The sequence below is a fragment of the Niveispirillum sp. BGYR6 genome (assembly GCF_027568365.1).
Classification (GTDB): domain Bacteria; phylum Pseudomonadota; class Alphaproteobacteria; order Azospirillales; family Azospirillaceae; genus Niveispirillum.
On the sequence record NZ_JANLNL010000002.1, the window covers coordinates 460038 to 476005 of the forward strand.

The 15968-nt window shown below is 62.8% G+C and carries 14 protein-coding genes; 8 read left to right on the forward strand and 6 right to left on the reverse strand.

What is annotated here, in order from left to right; all coding sequences use genetic code 11:
• The first annotated feature begins 59 nt into the window (after positions 1-59).
• The 4 genes from PCJ49_RS06080 (at position 60) to PCJ49_RS06095 (ending at position 7228) form a co-directional block, all read left to right on the forward strand.
• A complete protein-coding gene (locus PCJ49_RS06080; protein WP_269910172.1) occupies positions 60-3227 on the forward strand; it encodes an AsmA family protein in 3168 nt (1055 codons plus the stop codon).
• Between the two features lie 114 nt (positions 3228-3341).
• Entirely contained in the window at positions 3342-4124 is a 783-nt protein-coding gene (locus tag PCJ49_RS06085) for a 3-hydroxybutyrate dehydrogenase (protein ID WP_269910173.1), read from the forward strand.
• Between the two features lie 172 nt (positions 4125-4296).
• Positions 4297-5385 carry a patatin-like phospholipase family protein gene (locus tag PCJ49_RS06090; RefSeq protein WP_269910174.1) on the forward strand — a complete coding sequence of 363 codons (1089 nt, stop codon included), beginning with the start codon at positions 4297-4299 and terminating at the stop codon, positions 5383-5385.
• Between the two features lie 265 nt (positions 5386-5650).
• Positions 5651-7228, forward strand: coding sequence for a peptide MFS transporter (locus PCJ49_RS06095; protein WP_269910175.1), 1578 nt, complete (start codon positions 5651-5653; stop codon positions 7226-7228).
• A 69-nt stretch (positions 7229-7297) separates the two neighbouring features.
• Here the strand turns inward: PCJ49_RS06095 and surE are convergent, their stop codons facing one another.
• A complete protein-coding gene (gene surE, locus PCJ49_RS06100) occupies positions 7298-8056 on the reverse strand; it encodes a 5'/3'-nucleotidase SurE (RefSeq protein ID WP_269910176.1) in 759 nt (252 codons plus the stop codon).
• A 111-nt stretch (positions 8057-8167) separates the two neighbouring features.
• On the opposite strand from surE, the gene PCJ49_RS06105 reads away from it, so the two are divergent.
• Positions 8168-8500, forward strand: a complete 333-nt coding sequence (locus tag PCJ49_RS06105) for a DUF1491 family protein (RefSeq protein WP_269910177.1) — start codon at positions 8168-8170, stop codon at positions 8498-8500.
• 293 nt (positions 8501-8793) lie between these two features.
• Here PCJ49_RS06105 and PCJ49_RS06110 read toward each other — a convergent pair whose 3' ends face one another.
• Both PCJ49_RS06110 and proS read right to left on the reverse strand, forming a co-directional pair.
• Entirely contained in the window at positions 8794-9237 is a 444-nt protein-coding gene (locus PCJ49_RS06110; protein ID WP_269910178.1) for a hypothetical protein, read from the reverse strand.
• An 87-nt stretch (positions 9238-9324) separates the two neighbouring features.
• Complete coding sequence (proS, locus tag PCJ49_RS06115) at positions 9325-10638, reverse strand: proline--tRNA ligase (RefSeq protein ID WP_269910179.1); 1314 nt, start codon at positions 10636-10638, stop codon at positions 9325-9327.
• A gap of 157 nt (positions 10639-10795) precedes the next feature.
• Here proS and PCJ49_RS06120 point away from each other — a divergent pair, with 157 nt between their 5' ends.
• A complete protein-coding gene (locus tag PCJ49_RS06120; protein WP_269910180.1) occupies positions 10796-11008 on the forward strand; it encodes an antitoxin MazE family protein in 213 nt (70 codons plus the stop codon).
• Positions 11005-11331 carry a type II toxin-antitoxin system PemK/MazF family toxin gene (locus PCJ49_RS06125; protein ID WP_269910181.1) on the forward strand — a complete coding sequence of 109 codons (327 nt, stop codon included), beginning with the start codon at positions 11005-11007 and terminating at the stop codon, positions 11329-11331. The genes PCJ49_RS06120 and PCJ49_RS06125 overlap by 4 nt, the downstream gene beginning before the upstream one ends.
• Here the strand turns inward: PCJ49_RS06125 and PCJ49_RS06130 are convergent.
• The 3 genes from PCJ49_RS06130 to PCJ49_RS06140 all read right to left on the reverse strand — a co-directional run bounded on the left by PCJ49_RS06130 (position 11291) and on the right by PCJ49_RS06140 (position 14403).
• Positions 11291-12127 carry a hypothetical protein gene (locus PCJ49_RS06130; RefSeq protein ID WP_269910182.1) on the reverse strand — a complete coding sequence of 279 codons (837 nt, stop codon included), beginning with the start codon at positions 12125-12127 and terminating at the stop codon, positions 11291-11293. The genes PCJ49_RS06125 and PCJ49_RS06130 overlap by 41 nt on opposite strands.
• 25 nt (positions 12128-12152) lie before the next feature.
• Positions 12153-13868: an adenine deaminase gene (gene ade / locus PCJ49_RS06135; protein WP_269910183.1), complete on the reverse strand. Its 1716-nt coding sequence runs from the start codon at positions 13866-13868 to the stop codon at positions 12153-12155.
• A 79-nt stretch (positions 13869-13947) separates the two neighbouring features.
• Positions 13948-14403: a hypothetical protein gene (locus PCJ49_RS06140; protein ID WP_269910184.1), complete on the reverse strand. Its 456-nt coding sequence runs from the start codon at positions 14401-14403 to the stop codon at positions 13948-13950.
• Positions 14404-14439: 36 nt separating this feature from the next.
• Between PCJ49_RS06140 and PCJ49_RS06145 the strand changes: the two genes are divergently transcribed.
• Positions 14440-15735 carry an NCS2 family permease gene (locus PCJ49_RS06145; RefSeq protein ID WP_089288024.1) on the forward strand — a complete coding sequence of 432 codons (1296 nt, stop codon included), beginning with the start codon at positions 14440-14442 and terminating at the stop codon, positions 15733-15735.
• Positions 15736-15968: the final 233 nt, after the last annotated feature.

The window sequence follows — 15968 nt, forward strand, 5'->3', positions numbered from 1 at the left end:
CGGCGTTCCCGCGATAGGTTAACGCCGGTCTGCACGGCGATGGCAAGAAGGTTGGTCCGTTGCGCAAATTCCTGGTCCTGGTGGTTCTGTTGCTGCTGGTCGGCGCCGGTCTGGTGCTGGCCCCCGCACTTATTCCCTGGAACCAGTTCCGCGATCAGGTGGCCGCCGTCCTGGCCGACCTGACAGGGCGGCAGGTGGTGATCGATGGCGACCTGTCGCTGACCCTGCTGCCCGCCCCTGCCTTGACCGTGGCCGATGTGCGGCTGCTGGATGGCGGGGAGAATGTCGCCAGCGTGGAAAAGGTGGCGCTGCGCGTGCGCCCGCTGGCCCTGCTGTCGCAATCCATCGAAATCGAATCGCTGCGCCTGCAAGGGGCGGACATGCGGGTGCGCCAGGACCGTGACGGCACTGTGCGCTGGCCCATCGCCGTGCAGTCGCTGGGCAAATCGGTGCAGGTGGAAAGCCTGCATTTCAGCGACAGCCGGCTGAGCTGGGAGCGCCCGGAGCGCCCCACCCTGCGGCTGGATTCACTGGCGGGGGAGCTTTCCGCCGGGGGCCCGGACGGGCCGTTTGAACTGACCGCCAATGCCAGTGTGAATGACCAGCCGCTGCGCCTCAGCTTTGCCGCCGCGCGCCGGGCTGCGGGCGGTGCCTTGCCGGTACGCGCCACCCTGTCCATGCCGGCCGGCAAGACGGAAATGCGCTTTTCCGGCGTGCTGCCAGCGGGCGACAGCGACAAGCTGACCGGCGATATCAGCCTGCAGGCGGTGGATGCCAATCCGCTGGCCGCATTGTTGCGCCCGCTGCTGGGGCTGACGGCACAACCGGCCGAGGGGCTGGGCCGCTCGGTGCAGTTTGGCGGGCGGCTGACGGCAGACCATGACAGTGTCGGGATCGATGGCATCGACCTGCAATGGGGTGTAGCCCGCGCCACCGGCAGCGCCGAATTCCCCCGTTCTGCCGAGGCATCGGGATCGCTGGTGCTGGCCTTCAGCCAGCTGGATCTGGATGCGCTGGGCAAGCCTGGCGAATTGCCGGTGGATTTCTGGCCCAGCGCCCTGATGGAAATTGACCTGCTGGCCGATGAGGCGCGCTGGCATGGTGATACGCTGCGTGACCTACGGCTGGTGGGCCGGATGCAGGATCGGGTGCTGGCCCTGGATCAGAGCAATGCCACCCTGCCCGGCGGCACCACAGTCACCCTGTCGGGCAGTGCCGATCTGAGGGAAGCGGCAGCGCGCATGGAGCTTGCCGTCAGCCTGACCAGCCCGTCCCTGCGCGACACGCTGGCCTGGGCCGGGCTTGACCTGACCAAGGTGCCGGTGGAACGGCTGCGGCAGGCTGATCTGCATGGCAAGCTGGCCGGCAAGCCGGATGACCTGTCGCTGACCGACCTGACCGGCAGTATCGACACCACGAAACTGAGCGGGGCCGTCAGCCTGACAAGGCGGGAACGCACCGGGCTGGGCGCCCGGCTGGTGCTGGATAGGCTGGACCTGGATGCCTATCGCACGGCCGACGCGCCCGGCTGGGCCGATCTGCTGGCCCCGCTGGTGAAGCAAACCGACCTGACCCTGGACCTGAAGGCGGATCAGTTGGCCCTGGCCGGCTTGCAGACCGAAGGGTTGGCCCTGGATGGCAGCCTGGAAAATGGTGCTGTCACCCTGCGCCAACTGGCGGTGAAATCCCTGTCCGGCATCGCCCTGCAGGCCAATGGCCGCTATGCCGGGGGTGGGCAGACCGGCGGTTCCCACCTGACCCTGACCGCCAGCGCGCCGACCCTGGCCCCGCTGTTCCGCGCACTGGCCATCGATGCCATCCCGCTGGCCGACCGGCTGGGGGCCGTATCGCTGGAGGCGCGGATGGTGGGCGATGATGCCAAGGCCGCGCTGGATATCCGCGCCGGCCTGCTGGGCGGCACCGTCCAGATCGGCGGGGAGGTGCTGGAACCAGCAACGGCACCCAACCTCGCCTTGAAAATCCGTACCACCCTGCCGGAAACCGCCGACGCGCTGCGCCTGCTGCAGCCCGATGCCGCGCTGGCGGGGTTGGGCAATCTGGACCTTTATGGGGAACTGGGTGGCCGACGGGGCGAAGTGCTGACGCTTTCCGCCCTGCAAGGCAATTTCGCTGGCCAGCCCCTGGAAGGCACCCTGCGCTGGACGCAAGGCAAGCCGGCCCCGGCAGAGGGGGGGGAAGCCAAGCCGCCCAATCTGGATGGGGAATTGAGCCTGGGTGCGCTGGACCTGGACCGGTTCATCCCCAACCTGACCAAACCGGAGGGGGATATCGGCCTGGGCTGGACCCGCCGCTATAATGGGACGCTGACCCTGCGCAGCACCGCCCTGACCCTGGCGGGGGAGAAGGCGGAAAACGCCCTGTTGCGGCTGGAGGCGCGGCCCGGCCTGCTGCGCCTGAATGAAGGTGCCGGCACCTGGCAGGGCGGCAGCCTGAGCGCCAGCGGCGCCTGGGCACAGATGGAAACGGGACCGGAGGGCGGGCCGCCGCCGCTGACCGGCAATCTGACCCTGGCGGTGAAGGGCGCAACCCTGCCCGAGCGGTTCGCCGCACTTCCCACCGGTATGGGTGTCACCGCCGGTCAGGTGGAGTTGAGCTTCACCGGCACCGGGGAAGGCAAGAACCCGCGTACCCTTTGGTCCGGGCTGAATGGCCAGGGCAAGGCCGCGTTCCGAAACGGCACGCTGAGCGGGCTGGATTTGGGGGCCGTTGCCAAGCGCATCGACCAGGGCGGGGCCAGTCTGGCCGCCGATCTACGCCGCCTGTTGCCGCGCGGCGGGCAGACCGGATTCGATCAGCTGACGCTTGACTGGTCGCTGGCCGACAAGGTGGTCGCCCTGAGCGGGGTGAGCCTTGAATCCGCCGCCGGCAGTGTGACCGGCGGCGGTGCCTGGGCGCTGGAGCCGGAGAGCCTGACCATGGCATTCAGTCTGCTGCCCGCCGCCGATGGCAGCCCCCCCGCCATCGGACTTGCCCTGAAGGGGCCGAAAAACAACGCCACACGCACAGCCGATCTTGCCGCCTTGCAGAGCTGGAGCCAGAAGCGGGAAGCCGCCAAGGCCCCCAAGCCCGCCCCGGCGCTGGCAGCGCCCACCAGCACCCCCGCCGCGCCGTCCAAGCCAGCGACCAAGCCGGCGGCCAAGCCCACCCCCACCCCGCGTGACCCGGTGGGCGGGATTCTCGACCGGCTGCGCAAGGGGGATGGCTGATGCCCGCATCGCCGCACCCCCTATCGCACTGCCGAAAAGCGTGGTTGGATGGCGGCGCGATCCGGGTTATTCCATCAACCTGAATAACCATTCACTTTCGGGAGCCTGCACAGCATGTTGAAGGGTAAGACCGCCATCGTCACCGGTTCCACCAGCGGCATCGGGCTGGGCATCGCCCGCAAGCTGGCCGCCGCCGGGGCCGACATCATGCTGAACGGTTTCGGCGATGCCGCCGAGATTGAGGCGGAGCGTCAGGCGATTGAGGCGGATTTCGGCGTCAAGGCGCTCTATTCCGCCGCGGACATGAGCAAGCCTGACCAGATCGCCGCCATGGTGGCCAGTGCGGCGCAGGCCTTTGGCGCCGTTGACATTCTGGTCAACAATGCCGGCATCCAGCACACGGCCCTGGTGGAGAATTTCCCGGCGGAACGGTGGGAGACCATCATCGCCATCAACCTGTCCGCCGTCTTCTATGGCACCCAGGCCGTGCTGCCGGGCATGAAGGCGCGCAACTGGGGCCGCATCATCAATATCGCCTCGGCCCATGGTCTGGTCGCCAGCGCCCAGAAGGCCGCCTATGTCGCCGCCAAGCATGGCGTCGTCGGGCTGACCAAAGTGGTGGCCCTGGAAACGGCGGAAAGCGGCATCACCTGCAACGCCATCTGCCCCGGCTGGGTGCTGACCCCCCTGGTGCAGAAGCAGATCGACGCGCTGGCCGAGCGGGAAAACATCACCGTTGCCGAGGCACAGGTAAAGCTGCTGTCCGAAAAGCAGCCTTCGCGCCAGTTCACCACCCCTGACCAATTGGGCGATCTGGCCGTCTTCCTGTGCAGTGAAGCCGCTGGCAATATCAAAGGCGCTTCCCTGCCCGTCGATGGCGGCTGGACAGCGCAATAATTACCAGGAGCCATGTGCCATGGCTCCTGGTATGTGCATTTTCCCTCAGGCGCCGGGCGGGCGCCTACGCGCCCTTGGCTTGCGCGCACATGTGTGCGCGGGCCAGCGGTCGCTGGCCTGCAAGGGGCATGGTCCATGCCCCTTGGTGTAATTTTATGAAGACACCGGAACCATGACCAAGCCCCCCTCCCCGCGCACGCCGGGCCGCCGTTCCGCGCCCGTCGCTGCGCAGCCATCTGCTGTGCCCACCCGCCATCGCGTCAATCTGGCCCTGCAGGGGGGCGGCTCCCATGGCGCCTTCACCTGGGGTGTGCTGGACCGGCTGCTGGAGGATGGGCGGCTGGAGGTGGAGGGGATCAGCGGCACCTCCGCCGGTGCCATGAACGGCGCCCTGCTGGCCCAGGGCCTGCTGACCGGCGGACCGCAGGCAGCGCGGGAGCTGCTGGAGCGGCTATGGCGGCGGGTGGCCAAGTCGCACGCGCTGGGGCCGCTGTCACAGCCCTGGCCGTTTCCCTTTGGCAGCGGCCCCAACCTGGACAGCAACCCCATCTATGCCGGACTGGACATGATGGTGCGCATGATGTCGCCCTATCAGTTCAACCCGATGGGGTTGAACCCGCTGCATGATGTGCTGGAAGGGCTGGTGGATTTCAGCCTGCTGCGGCAGGCGACCGATGTGCGCCTGTTCGTCAGCGCCACCAATGTCAACCGGGGCCAGTTGCGGGTGTTCGCCGGGCAGGAACTGTCGGTGGAATGCCTGCTGGCATCCGCCTGCCTGCCCATGCTGTTCCAGGCCGTGAAGATCGACGGCGAACATTATTGGGATGGCGGCTATATGGGCAACCCGGTGATCGACCCGCTGGTGAAACATTGCCAGTCGGCCGATGTGATGATCGTCCAGGTCACGCCCATCCATCGGCCGGAACTGCCCCGCGCGCCGAGCGCCATCATCGACCGCATCAATGAAATCAGCTTCAATTCCACCTTCTACCGCGAACTGCGCTCCATCGAACTGGTGAACCGGCTGCTGGCCGACGGGCGCATCGGCCCGGAAAGCGGCCTGCGCCCCATCCATCTGCATATGGTGGAAAGTGAAGCCGGCATGGCGGAGCTGGGCGTTTCCAGCAAGCTGAACGGCGATTGGGGCTTCCTGTGCGAATTGCGCGATATGGGCCGCAGTGCCGCCGATTCCTGGCTCACCAGCCATTCGGACCGCTTAGGCCACGGCAGCAGCTTTGAAACAGGGCCATTTTTTGTCTGATCTATGACGGGTGGGTGAAAAAAATTTTCCCCACCCGCAACGGTCAGCCATGGTGATGATGGCGGATTATTTCAAGCCAGACGTTGGTTGAGAGGCATTATTTCAACACAACGCCCCTGCTGATGGAAAATGTGCCGAACACCCCTTGAACATCGCTCATCCCGCACTTGCGAAGGGCCATGTCTGTCCCGCAAAGCCGGTATTCCAGACCCGCCAAACATGATATAGCCCGCGCCTTCGGACATATATCACCCGCAAGGCGACGATGGCTTTGATCTCTAACGACCCGGAGCGCGGCTTCTTCGGCCACCCGCGTGGTCTGGCACCCCTGTTTTTTGCCGAGATGTGGGAGCGCTTTTCCTTTTACGGGATGCGCGCCCTGCTGACCCTCTATCTGGTCAAGCATTTCCTTTACAGTGACGAGATGGCGGGCTTCATCTATGCCAGCTATGCCTCGCTGAACTATGCGATGCCGGTGATCGGCGGCGTCATCGCCGACCGTTATCTGGGCAACCGCAAGGCGGTGATGCTGGGTGCCATCCTGCTGGTCTGCGGCCATATCGGCATGGCGTTCGAGGGCAGCCCGGCCCAGATCATCGATGGCGTCATCGTCCGCCAGTCGCCTTTTGATCAGATCATGTTCCTGTCGCTGGCCTTCATCATTGTCGGCGTCGGCTTCCTGAAATCCAACATCTCCACCATGGTGGGCAAGCTCTATCCCAGCAAGGATGATCCGCGCCGCGACCCCGGCTATACGATCTTCTACATGGGTGTGAATCTGGGCTCCTTCTTCTCCACCATCGCCTGCGGCTATCTGGGCGAAACCTATGGCTGGGCCTATGGTTTCGGCCTGGCCGGCATCGGCATGGTGGCGGGCCTGGTGGTGTTTGCCCGTGGTACCCAATGGTACCGCAATGCCGAACCGCCCAATCCGGCACAGTTGAAGGCGCGCACCGCCATCGGCCTGTCGCGCGAAGCCATGATCTATGTCGGGGCCGTGGCCGCCGTGCTGATCAACTGGCAACTGGTGCAGTGGCACGCGGTCGTCGGCAGCCTGCTGCTGGTGATTGTGGCCGTGGTGCTGGCCGGTATCCTGTGGTTCAGCCTGACCCAGTGCAGCAAGATCGAACGCGACCGCATGGTCGTGGTGCTGGTGCTGACCTGTCTGTCGGTGGTGTTCTGGACCCTGTTCGAACAGGCCGGCACCTCGCTGACCCTGTTCGCCGACCGCAATTCCGACCGCTCCTTCTTCGGTCTGTTCATCGTGCCGGCGTCGGTGGTGCAGGTCTTCAACCCGATGTTCATCGTGCTGCTGGCCCCCGTCTTCTCCTGGGGCTGGGTGAAGCTGGCGCAGAAGGGCTGGGAGCCGTCCACCCCGATGAAATTCGCGCTGGCCATCCTGCAGGTGGGCCTGGGCTTCGGCGCGCTGGTCTTCGGTGCCTCGCTCGCGGGGGAGGATGCGCAGACCGGCCTGTTCTGGCTGGCACTGGGCTATCTGCTGCACACGACGGGTGAGCTGTGCCTGTCGCCGGTCGGCCTGTCGATGATCTCCCGCCTGTCGGTGGCGCGCATCACCGCCATGGTGATGGGCGTCTGGTTCCTGGCCTCTGCCGGGGCGCATTTCCTGGCCGGCTGGGTTGCGGCCCTGGCCAGCACCAGCACGGAACCGGGCAAGGTGATGACGGCGCAGGAAAGCCTGCCGGTCTATAGCGGCGTGTTCTGGGATCTGTTCATCGGGGCCACGGTGATCGCCGTGCTGGTCGCCCTGGTCAGCCCCTTCCTGCGCAAGCTGATGCATATGGACGCCGCCGATATGCACACCTCCAAGAACGGCAAGAAGTAATCAAAACAAGCCGTCCCCAAGGCAATCCAGAATGGCCCGCCGGATCACCCTCCGGCGGGCCGTTTATTTTTAAATTCCCCCCGCCGCGCGCAGCTCCTCCAGCATGGCCTCATCGGTGAAATCAAAGCCCAGCGGGCAGACGCTGATTTCCCCCCGGCGCAGGGCCGCAATGTCGCTGTCATCGGGCGTGGGGGCCCCCTGGCGGCGGCGCAGGGCCAGCCAGTGATAATCATAGCCCCGCGTATCGCTGCGCCGTTCCACCTCCACCGACATGGAACCCGGCTGGCCCTGGCGGGTGATGGACAGGCCGGTCAGTTCGTCGGGCTCCAGATCGGGGAAATTCACGTTCAACACCGTGCGCGGGGCCGGGCCGAAGCGGCGCACCACGGCGGGCAGCGCCTGGATGGCCGTGTGCCAGCGCACATTCTCCCGGTCGCGCCAAGCCTGGCTGACGGCATAGGCCGGCACGCCCAGCAGCCGCGCCATCATCGCCCCGCTGACCGTGCCGGAATAGCCCACCTCATCGGCCAGATTGGCGCCGCGATTGATGCCGGAAAACACAATATCCGGCGGGTTGTCCACCATCACCACCCGCAGCGCCATGGCCACACAGTCGCTGGGCGTGCCGCTGACGGCAAAGCGCCGCTCCCCCCGTGGATAAAGCCGCAGCGGGGTGTAAAGCGACAGCGCCCGCGACACCCCGCTTTGATCATGTTCCGGCGCCACCACCCAGATTTCCCGCGCCAGCGGGGCCACCGCCGCCGCCAGGGCGGCCAGACCGGGGGCATCGATCCCGTCATCATTGGTCAGAAGGGCGCGATTGAACATCACTGGCTCTTGCATCATCGGGTCCGCATGGTGTTGTTGATCTCTCGTCGGCCCCATTTGAAGCCAACGGGCGTTTGAAGTCGATCCCCATCCTGCCGGAAAGCCAATCCCATGGAAGACCGCCTGCCCACCCACCTGATCGTGCAGGCCGGCCTGCGCCGCTGCAACAGCACCGGTATCGGTGCCTATGTGCTGCGCAAGGGGGATCGGGAGGGGGGGCTGATCCTGCTGAAAGTCGCCGTGCTGGGCCAGGGCAACCGGCTGTTCACCCAGGGCCGCGACCTGTCCGGCAAGCTGGGCTGGGTGCCGGGCGCCAATGGTGCCCTGATGGATGAGATGGAGGCCACTGCCTTCATCGACCGCCACACCAAGCGCGACCCCGACCTCTGGGTGATCGAGGTGGAAAGCCGCGATGGGGAAAATCCGTTCCAGATGGCGGATTGACCCGGTGGAATCGGCGACGGCTTCTTCCCCTGCGCGGCGGAACCGGCTATGCTGTTGCCGACAGGGATAAGCGAGCGGCCTGGTACCCCTGGAAACCCCGGCACCCGCTCGCAAGCCGGCAAGCCATTGAGATGGTTTGTTTCTTGGACATGGTGAATACGGGAACAAGCCTTTGCCCGATGTTTTTTCGTCTCCTTTCCGGACCCGCTCACAATGACAGGCAATTTGCCTTATCATGCAGTGGCTTCCGACAGGGGGCCCTTTCATGCGCGTTCAGGACCGGCCGGTCCCGGTCAGCCTGTATGAAAGGCGAGGTGTCGGTCTTCAGTGGATAGGTGGGGGGCTTCAGCCGCCTCGGTCAGCCAAGTGAGGGCGGCCGTTTCTTCCGTGAAGCTCCGATGGCGCATGACGGGATAAAGCGCGGCAAGAACGTTGATCAGCAAGCGCCGCATATCGCCCGGTTCCAGAATATAGGCACAGACATTGCGAATGGCGGGATCATCGATCCACGGCCCCAGCGCACGCAGTTCCCGTATGGCACCCCAATCGACCGAACCAGTGAACTGCCGTAAATCCACCAGCAGGCGATTATCGGGCGATAGCCAACCGCGCTGTTGAGCGATCTTGAAACCCGCCACAATGTCACGCGAAACGGCATCGAAATATAGACGCACCGTCACAAGATCGGCTTGTTTGGCGAAGGTGATGTAACCGTCGCCATGCCCAACACAGAACATACAGAATACTCAAATACCGGATGGGACTCTGCCCCAAAACGGGCCGGCGGGGGCTGAAAAGACACCCCGCCGGTTCCCCTTCTTTGCTCAGCCGATCAGTTTGGCCAGCGCTTCTTCCAGCGGCAGTTCCAGCTTTTCCCCGCTGGCGCGGCGCTTCAGTTCCACCGTGCCGGCCTTCAGGCCGCGCGGGCCCACGGTCAACTGCCAGGGAATGCCGATCAGGTCCATATCGGCGAACTTGGCACCCGGACGCTCGTTACGGTCATCATAGATCACCTCAACGCCCGCCGCGTTCAGCTTGGCATAGAGCTCATCACAGGTGCTGCGGCAGGCCTCGTCATCGGCCTTCAGGTTGATCAGCGCCACCTTGAACGGGGCCACCTGATCCGGCCAGATGATGCCGGCATCGTCATGGCTGGCCTCAATCAGGGCCGCGACGACGCGGGACACGCCGATGCCATAGGAACCCATTTCCACCGTCACCGGCTGGCCATCCGGCCCGGTGACGACGGCACCCATGGGGGCGGAATATTTGGTGCCGAAATAGAAGATATGGCCGACTTCGATGCCGCGCGCGGTTTCCAGCTGTTCAGCCGGGACCGGGCAGTTGGCGGCGTCGTGCATCTCTTCCGTCGCGGCATAGACGGAGGTGTATTTGGCAAAGAAATCCTTCAGGTCGCCATTGGCGTCCGGGTTATCGGCCAGCACGTCCAGTTCGAGCCACTTCTTGTCGCAGAAGACCTGGCTCTCGCCGGTTTCCGCCAGGATGATGAATTCATGGGACAGGTCACCGCCGATGGGGCCGGTATCGGCGCGCATCGGAATGGCCTTGATGCCCATGCGGGCGAAGGTGCGCAGGTAGGCCAGGAACATCCGGCGATAGGACAGGCGCGCACCTTCGGCATCCAGATCGAAGGAGTAATTGTCCTTCATCAGGAATTCGCGGCCGCGCATCACGCCGAAGCGGGGGCGCACCTCGTCCCGGAATTTCCACTGGATATGGTACAGGTTCTTCGGCAGGTCCTTGTAGGACTTCACGAAGGTCTTGACGATATCGGTGATCATCTCCTCATTCGTCGGGCCGAACAGCATTTCGCGGTCATGCCGGTCGGTGATGCGCAGCATCTCCTTGCCATAGGCCTCATACCGGCCCGACTGGCGCCACAGGTCGGCCGACTGAATAGTCGGCATCAGCAGTTCCTGCGCCCCGGCGCGGTCCTGCTCCTCCCGCACGATCTGCGCCACCTTCTGCAGAACCTTCCAGCCCAGCGGCAGCCAGGCATAGATACCAGCAGAGGTCTGCCGGATCATGCCGGCGCGCAGCATCAGACGATGGCTGACAATCTGCGCCTCAGACGGCGTTTCCTTCAGCGTGGGCAGGAAATAGGTGGACATGCGCATGGGGGAAAACTCGCAAGGTCGATGAGGATGAAACTGGCCGCGACTTTAGGGGCTGCGCAAGCCGGCGGCAAGGCGGGAGAGTGGGAAGCCGCCGGATGGCCGGCTTGCAAGGGCACCTGTGTAAGCCTATGTTACATGTAACAGGAGGGCTATAGCCATGAGCATGTCCAGCGCATCCCGTGTGCAGAAGCACCGCGCCCAGTTGCGGGCCGCCGGTCTGCGGCCCATCCAGATTTGGGTTCCCGACACGCGCCGCCCCGGCTTTGCCGAGGAGTGCAGGCGGCAATCGCTGTCCCTCCGCGATGATGCGCAGGAACGGGAGGTTGGGGAATGGCTGGAACAGGTCGGTGATAGGGACGGTTGGGAATGAGGCGCGGCGATATCGTTATCGTCGCCCTGCAAGGGGATTTCGGCAAGCCGCGCCCCGCCCTGGTCATCCAGTCAGACCTGTTCGCCGAGCATCCGACCGTGACGATACTGCCAATCACTAGCGACTTAAGGGGCACGCCCCTGTTTCGGCTGAACGTAGAGCCGGAAGCAGGGAATGGCCTGCGCCAACCCTGCCAGATCATGGTGGACAAAGCGCAGAGTGTGCGAAAAGAAAAGATCGGGGGACGCATTGGACGCTTGGAGGATAGTCGAATGCTAATGGTCAGTCAGGCATTGGCGCTTTGGATGGGGTTGGCCCAGTAGAAGGCGGTAAGAAAACGACATTTTCCACTTCGTTGAAATTTATATTCAAGAATCTATGGTTGTCTTTTTTAAGTTTCTCCCAATCAAATTCATACATTTCATCATCACACCAATCAGTCGGATATTTCACCATAAAAATACCACCAATTGAGTACGAAAATTCCCCATCTCCCCCGCCAATAACTTTCAATTCACTTGAGCCAACATCAATATCTTTAAATTGTGAAGTTATTAAAACCAGCAATCCCGAAACAGCTTTGATTAAATTCTCAAAGTTTGCTTCCTTAAAATTTTGATACCTGTCATGTTTTGAATTATTATACGCTTTATACCACTCCAACGGAGTAAAATCGCCTCTCTTAATCTGCTTACCTCGATAGGGTCTCCATTTTTCGAATGGAACCCACCTCCCAAAACCATCCCATATTGGTAATAACACCTCATAAGAAGATAAATGGTGCGTATGATCTACAAGAAAATAATCAACCATATTTGGTTTATTTTTTTTATAGCCATTCTCCCTAAGAATTGCCTTAAAATTTGCCTCTACCTCTACACATGCCCTCATGAACATTTCATGTATTCTATGCGAATACGAACGCAAACATTCGTCGCTTGGCTCAATATAGTTAAATAGATTTTTTAAATCATCAATTATTATTAAGAATCCACGAATATAACGCTGGGCATGTAAAGCATACTCACGATCAACGATGTACTGCGCTGTGTCATCAAAATGATTTATCAAGCCCTTCATTGGACGATAACAGCGGCGATAAGGCTTGGTGCTGCTCATATTCCACTCTCCCATAACCAAGCCATCACGCCGCCACCAGTTCAAACTTATCCACATCCACCAGCCCCATATCGGTGATCTTCAGGTGCGGGATCACCGGCAGGGGCAGGAAGGCCAGTTGCAGGAAGGGTTCGGCCAACGGGCAGCCCAGCGCCTTGACCGAGGCGCGCAGGGCTTCCAGCTCATGCTCCACCGTCTCGAACGGTTTCAGGCTCATCAACCCCGCCACCGGCAAGGCCAGTTCGCCCACCACGGCCCCATCCTTCACCGCCACGAAGCCGCCGCCAATCTCGATCAGCCGGTTGATCGCCACCACCATGTCGGCGTCGCTGGAACCCACGGCACAGATATTATGGCTGTCATGGCCAACGGAACTGGCCAGCGCGCCCGACTTGATGCCGAAGCCCTTCACAAAGCCCTTGCCGATATTGCGGGTGAAGCCGTGGCGTTCCACCACCACGATCTTCAGAATATCATTCTCCGGGTCGGCATGGCGGCGGCCATTGCGATAGGGCACGGACGCCTGCAACGCCTCCGTAATGATCTTGTTGGGCAGCACGCCAATGACCGGCGTGCCGGGGCCGCTGGCCGGGATGGCCAAATCCTCCGCCACGATCCGCGCCCGCTTAATCGACCCCAGCCCCACCGGCGGCGGGGAGCGGCGACCGGCGAAGGTTTCAGCCGTAACAGGCTTGCCGGCGCGGATCACCTGGGAAACGGTGCATTGCGCCAGATCGTCCAGCAGCACGATATCCGCCAGATAGCCCGGTGCCACCAACCCGCGATCCTTCAGGCCAAAGCCGCGCGCTGCCGACCATGTGGCCGTGCGGTATGTGGCGGCAATATCGGCCCCATGGGCGATGGCGCGGCGGATCAGGTGATCGAGGTGCCCTTCCTCGGCAATATCCAGCGGGTTGCGGTCATCGGTGCAGAAGGCCAGGAAAGGACTGGTCAGCGGATCAATCAGCCCCGCCAGCGAATCCACATCCTTGGAGACGGAGCCATCGCGGATGAGCACCTGCATCCCCTTGGCAATCTTCTCCCGCGCCTCCGCCTGGCTGGTACATTCATGGCAGTTGCGGATACCGCACGAAAGATAGGCGTTCAGTTCCTTGCCTGTCACCAGCGGGGAATGGCCGTCAATATGGGCACCATAGAATTCCGCCAGCTTGTCCAGCGTCTCCTCATCCTTCCACAACACGCCGGGGAAGTTCATGAACTCGGCCAGGCCAATCACCTTGGGATGGTGGCGGTGGCGGGCCAGATCGTCGGCACTCAGCCGCGCGCCCGCCGTTTCCAGATGCGTGGCCGGCACGCAAGACGATAGCTGCACCCGCAAATCCATGGCGGTGGAAAGGGAGCTGTCGAGGAAATATTTAAGCCCCGTCTCCCCCAGCACATTACAGATTTCATGCGGGTCACAGATGGCCGTGGTGGTGCCGCGCGGCAGAACGCAGCGGTCAAATTCGCTGGGTGCCACCAGGGTGCTTTCGCAATGCACATGGGTGTCGATGAAGCCGGGAACGGCGAAGCGGCCCTTGCCATCGATTTCCACCAAGCCGTCATAGCGGTCATAGGTGCCAACGATGGTATCGCCGCAGATGGCGATATCAGTTTCGGCAATGGTGCCCGTCGCCACATTCAGCAGCCGCACATTCTTGATCACCAGATCGGCGCGCGACCGGCCCATGGCCTGATCAATGCGCTGTTTCAGGATGGTCTTGGCAGTGGCGCGGTCCATGAAGGCTACTCCGGCGGGTACGGGCGATAATGATGCCCTATCCTGCGCCGAACCGGCTATGCGGCGCAACAAGCCGGTGTTACTGCCCCTTCTCCCGACACAGGACCAGCAGTTCCTGTTCGGCCTCCGGCTGGATGGGTTTGCCGTTGAACAGCACCTGATTGCCGCGCACCGTCACCATGCCCACCTGCACCTCCCCCTTATAGAGGTCATTGGCGGGGATACCTAAGCGCTTGGCCGTGTTCACCGTAATGGCGATATTGATATCCTGGGGCAGGTCGATGCCCCCGCTGTCCGGCAGATCGGCCGGGGCCACCGCATTGCCATTCACATCCACCCCCGGCTTGTACTCCACATCGGCGGACGGGTGATGGCGCGTCACCCATTGGCAGGCGGCGGGATCAATGCGGATGGTGGGTTCGCGGCCGGGCGCTGGCTGCGGCGGGGTTTGGGCCAAAGCCGGGGCTGCCAGCGTGCTGCACAGCAGCAAACCTATGGCGCCCCATGATTTTCCGTTGAATACTGGCATATCCATCCCGCCTTTTCCCGTCTGCCCTGGGGAGCCGAAACCTTGCTGGAATCCTACTTCAAACTGAAGGCGTTGGGCAGCGATGTCCGCACCGAGCTGCTGGCCGGATTCACCACCTTTTTAACCATGGCCTACATTATCTTCGTCAACCCGCAGGTACTGGCGGCGGCGGGGATGGATCAGGGGGCTGTGTTCGTGGCCACCTGTGTCGCCGCCGCCATCGGCTCGGCCATTATGGGGCTTTACGCCAATTACCCCATCGCCCAGGCACCCGGCATGGGGCTGAACGCCTATTTCGCGTTCACCGTCGTCGGGCAGATGGGGTACAGCTGGCAGGTGGCGCTGGGGGCCGTGTTCATTTCCGGCATCCTGTTCATCATCCTTTCCGTGCTGCCGGTGCGGGAGGCGGTGGTGAACGCCATCCCTAAAAGCCTGAAGCTGGCCATTTCCGCCGGGATCGGCCTGTTCCTGGCCATCATCGCGCTGGAAAATGCCGGCATTATCAAGGCGCACCCGGTGACCCTGGTGACCTTGGGTGACATGTCGAAGCCGCCGGCCATTCTGGCCGCTGTCGGGTTCCTTCTGCTCTGCGCCCTGGTGGCGCGGCGGGTGACCGGGGCGGTGATCATCACCATTCTGGCGGTGGCCGGGCTGGGCATGGCACTGGGGGTAACACCGTTCAGTGGACAGATCTTCTCGCTGCCGCCGGACCCGACGCCAACCCTGTTGGCCATGGATATCAAGGGGGCCTTGAATATCGGCCTGATCACCGTGGTCTTCGCCTTCTTCTTCGTTGATCTGTTTGATACGGCCGGCACGCTGGTGGGCGTGGCCCACCGGGCCGGCCTGCTGGATGAACAGGGCCGCCTGCCCCGGCTGAAACGGGCCCTGTTTGCCGATGCCGCAGCCACCACCGTCGGGGCGGCCCTGGGCACCTCCACTGTCACCTCTTATATCGAGAGCGCGGCCGGCACCAATGTCGGCGGGCGTACCGGACTGACGGCAGTGACCGTGGCGCTGCTGTTCCTGGCCTGCCTGTTCCTGGCACCACTCGCCGCCAACATACCCACTTATGCCACCGCCCCTGCCCTGCTCTATATCGCCTGCGTCATGGCCCGCGGATTGACGGAAATCGACTGGGAAGAGGTTACGGAATATGCACCCGCCGTCGTGTCAGCGCTAACAATGCCACTTACTTACTCAATTGCACACGGAATAGGCTTCGGCTTTATCGCCTATGCCGGCATAAAGATCCTCGCGGGGAAGTGGCGGGAGGCGGGGCCGGTGGTGATCGGCTTAGCGGCTCTTTTCCTTGCGAAATTCGTCCTGCTGGGCTGAAATCGGTTGCGGCGCCCCTGATACGGTATACCCCTGTCAGTGGTGCTGCCACGATCAAGGCTCGCACCTTTTTTGTGCGTTTTTTTGACAAAATATGATTTTGGGGATGGACGGGCGGGAAGAGCGCCTCTATACTCCGCCCCACAAAAAGAAAGACCGCGCCGAAAGGCAGCGCGGCCTGAGTTTAGGGAGGAATCGCCACCAGGCGTGTCAAGAAGGGATCCAACCCCGCT